The organism is Streptomyces sp. NPDC050534 (assembly GCF_044457745.1).
Taxonomy (GTDB): domain Bacteria; phylum Actinomycetota; class Actinomycetes; order Streptomycetales; family Streptomycetaceae; genus Streptomyces.
In genome coordinates this window covers 1-3,460 of record NZ_JBITHF010000033.1, presented here as the reverse complement: position 1 = coordinate 3,460, position 3,460 = coordinate 1, and the positions used below count along the sequence as shown (strand labels likewise).

General features: G+C 69.3%; 4 protein-coding genes. 1 reads left to right on the top strand and 3 read right to left on the bottom strand.

What is annotated here, in order from left to right:
- Window positions 1–310: 310 nt before the first annotated feature.
- Window positions 311–1,318 (bottom strand): stage II sporulation protein M, encoded by a 1,008-nt coding sequence (locus ACIBN2_RS46705; protein ID WP_399143896.1) that lies wholly within the window; start codon window positions 1,316–1,318, stop codon window positions 311–313.
- A 129-nt stretch (window positions 1,319–1,447) separates the two neighbouring features.
- Between ACIBN2_RS46705 and ACIBN2_RS46700 the strand changes: the two genes are divergently transcribed.
- Window positions 1,448–2,449, top strand: a complete 1,002-nt coding sequence (locus ACIBN2_RS46700; protein ID WP_399143895.1) for an RDD family protein — start codon at window positions 1,448–1,450, stop codon at window positions 2,447–2,449.
- Between the two features lie 24 nt (window positions 2,450–2,473).
- On the opposite strand, the gene ACIBN2_RS46695 is transcribed toward ACIBN2_RS46700, so the two are convergent.
- Both ACIBN2_RS46695 and ACIBN2_RS46690 read right to left on the bottom strand, forming a co-directional pair.
- Window positions 2,474–3,088 (bottom strand): hypothetical protein, encoded by a 615-nt coding sequence (locus tag ACIBN2_RS46695; RefSeq protein ID WP_399143894.1) that lies wholly within the window; start codon window positions 3,086–3,088, stop codon window positions 2,474–2,476.
- Between the two features lie 150 nt (window positions 3,089–3,238).
- Window positions 3,239–3,460, bottom strand: a 222-nt coding sequence (locus tag ACIBN2_RS46690) for an adenosylhomocysteinase (RefSeq protein ID WP_399143893.1), incomplete at its 5' end; no start/stop codon positions are given.

Genomic DNA, 3,460 nt, shown 5'->3' with positions numbered 1-3,460 from the left:
CGACTCTATCAGACCGTTTCCGTATCCGATTTCCTCGGCGCTTTCCAGGTTCCCGCTTTCGCGTTTCCCTTTCCGGCGGATCCGACTTTATCAGAACTTTCGGGCCGGACTGACCGGCCGCTCATTTCCGATTGATCGGGAGAGGCTTCTTGGGAATCGAAGTTTCCGAGAAGCTGACAGACACTCACTGCTGCCGGCCGGGTGAACCCAGCTCCAGGCAACCGTTCGAGTCTACCTCCCCGTCAGTGCCGTGTCAACGGCTCTTGCGGGGCGAGGAAGAGACTAACAGCTCGACAGGTGTGCCCGCACATCAGGCGGCCGTCGGCACGGTGGCGCTGCGCTCCGCCGCCTCGACGTCACCCGTCTCACCGGCTCGGGCCGCTCGGCCGCCCAGGACGAAGACGTAGGCGAGGAAGGCCACCTCGGCGGCGACCCCGATGCCTATGCGGGCCCAAGTGGGCAGGCCGGACGGGGTGACGAAGCCTTCGATGGCGCCGGATACAAAGAGGACGAGGGCGAGACCGATCGCCATGCCGATGGCGGCGCGGCCCTCCTCTGCGAGGGCCGTGCGCCGGGAACGGGGGCCCGGATCTATGAGAGTCCAGCCGAGGCGCAGTCCGGTGCCGGCAGCCACGAAGACGGCGGTCAGTTCGAGCAGGCCATGCGGGAGGACCAGGCCGAGGAACGTGTCGAGCCGCCCTGCTGAGGACATCAGGCCGAAGCCGACTCCGAGGTTGAGCATGTTCTGGAAGAGGATCCAGAGGACCGGCAGGCCGAGGAAGACGCCCAGGATCAGGCACTGGGCGGCGGCCCAGGCGTTGTTCGTCCAGACCTGGGCGGCGAAGGACGCCGCCGGGTGGCTCGAGTAGTACGTCTCGTACTGGCCGCCGGGGCGAGTGAGTTCGCGCAGCTCGCTGGGGGCCGCGATGGTGGCCTGCACCTCGGGGTGCGTACCTATCCACCAGCCGAGCACGATGGCCACGACGGTGGACAGCAGTGCGGTGGGGACCCACCAGCGGCGCGATCGGTAGACCGCGGCAGGGAAGCCGTGTGTCAGGAATCGTGTGACGTCGCGCCAGGAGGCGCGCCGGGTGCCTGTCACGGCACTACGCGCGCGTGCCACGAGCTGGCTGAGGCGTCCGGTCAGCTGGGGGTCGGGCGCGCTGGACTGGATCAGCGAGAGATGGGTGGCCGTTCGCTGGTAGAGCGTGACGAGTTCGTCCGCCTCCGCTCCGCTGAGGCGGCGCTGGCGCTTGAGGAGCGCGTCGAGGCGGTCCCACTCGGCTCGGTGGGTGGTGACGAAGACGTCGAGGTCCATCGGTGTGCCTGCTCCTCGGCTGTTCGTCGGCGGCTCGTCGTGGAGTCAGCTTGTCGTACTGGGGCGCGATCCGCCCTCAGCTTGGCAGACTGACCGTTCAAGGGGCAGACCAGGGGAAGGACGACGGGCGTGAGCGAGTTGGTGACGGGCGAGGCGGTGGCGCTGGAGTTGCGCCCCGCGAGATTGCCCAGCAGGGCTCTCTCGGTGTTGCTCGACCTGGCCGCGGCCATGGTCGTCTACGTCGTCCTGACCATCGCTCTCGTTGCTTCCACGGCTTCGCTGGACGACGCGGCGCAGATCGCGGTGTCGATCGCGACCTTCGTCCTGGTGCTGGTGGGCGGGCCCATCGCGGTGGAGACGCTCAGCCATGGGCGGTCCCTCGGGAAGATGGCATGCGGGCTGCGGGTGGTGCGGGACGACGGCGGGCCGATCCGTTTCCGCCATGCTCTGGTGCGGGGTGGGATCGGTGTCGTCGAGATCCTCATGACGTTCGGGGTCATCGCTTGTATCGCATCGCTCGTGTCGGCCCGCGGCCGACGGCTCGGTGACGTGTTCGCCGGGACTCTCGTCGTACGGGAAAGGATTCCCGTCGCGCGGACTGCCTTTCTGCCTCCTCCGCCTCCCTGGCTGGCGGGGAAGTTCTCCGAGCTCGATCTGTCCGCGGTTCCCGATGGGCTGTGGCTCGCGATTCGTCAGTACCTGACACGGATGCAGCAGCTGGACCCGCAGGTGGGCAGGGCCATGGCGGAGCGGCTCGCCTCGGATCTGGCGGCACGTACGGGAGCGCCGATTCCGCAGGGCATTCCGCCTGCGGCGTATCTGGCGGCTGTGATGCAGGAGCGGCAGGCCCGGGAGGTGCGGCGGGCCTTCGCGAACGGCTCGGCGGCCGAAGGTCCGGGTGTTGGCGGACTGCCCGCGAGCGCCGTGCGACCGTCGGGGGCGCCGGATTCCTACGGGCCTCCGGGCTGGTCTGCTCCCGCGGTGACGCCGCCGACCGCTCACGTTGCGGAGGCGGCTCCGGCTGTTTCCCTGGGCGTGCCGCCGTCTTCCCTGGACGTGCCGCCGTCCGCCCCTCCCGCCGAGGGAGAGCGTGGCTCCACCGAATCCACCGGGTTCGTGCCGCCGGCGTAGCCCGGATGTCCGGGTCGGCCTCGCTCAGGCGAAATCGGACGGTGGCGATTCGAGGTCTTCCAGCTCGATGCCGGGTGCCGCGAGGACCACGTCGCCGGCGATGTGCACGGCGTGCTGTTCACCCGTGTCCAGGGCTGTGACCTGGTATTCGTCCACGGTCAGCGGGGCGTTGTCAGTGGCGTGTGCTTCTCTGTTCACCAAGGTCCAGGACTGGTCCACGGTGCGCGGGGCGAGGACGGGGTCCGTGAAAGCGACGAGGCGTACGCGAGTTGCTGTGGCGGAGGGGGTGAGGCGCAGGAGACGTGCGGTGGCGACGAGGAACGCGGGGGATGTGCCGGTGAAGGCGTGGGCGCGCACGTTGCCTTCGGTGGCATGAGTCCCGGTGGAGTCGGTACGGACCCAGGTGACGCCGTCGAGGGCGGCGCCGCGCACCTGCCAGTCCCCGGCGTGGAGCTCGAGGCGGATGGGGCGGCCGAGGTCGTCGAGGGCGAGGTCGACGGAGCCGACGCGGTCGCCCGACGGGCCGGTCAGCTGGGAGACGTAGCGCCAGCCGGAAGGGCCGGGGGCGCATCGGAAGTGTTCTTCTGCGAGGGGGGTGTGATCGTGCGGATCGTGGAGCGAATAACGGCCGCGGGGCATGGGGGTCCTGGGTCTTGACGGTGTGGTCCGGCCGCAGCGGCCAAAGGGGCAGGCCCCCGGCACGGGGGTGCGGGGGCCTGCCTCGGAGGAACTGCTGCTGGTGAGCGTGTCAGCGCACCGACGCGCTCACCATGGGCTGATCCGAGCCGCTCAGTAGCGGTAGTGGTCCGACTTGTAGGGGCCTTCGACCTGCACGCCGATGTAGGCGGCCTGCTCGGGGCGGAGCGTGGTCAGCTTCACGCCGAGCGAGTCCAGGTGGAGGCGGGCGACCTTCTCGTCGAGGTGCTTGGGCAGCACGTAGACGTCGGTCGGGTACTCGTCGGGCTTGGTGAACAGCTCGATCTGGGCCAGGGTCTGGTCCGCGAAGGAGTT

What these genes read in the sequence shown, in the direction of transcription:
- ACIBN2_RS46705 (WP_399143896.1), bottom strand. Translation starts at nt 1,318, where the DNA reads ATGGACCTCGACGTCTTCGTCACCACCCACCGAGCCGAGTGGGACCGC.
- ACIBN2_RS46695 (WP_399143894.1), bottom strand. Translation starts at nt 3,088, where the DNA reads ATGCCCCGCGGCCGTTATTCGCTCCACGATCCGCACGATCACACCCCC.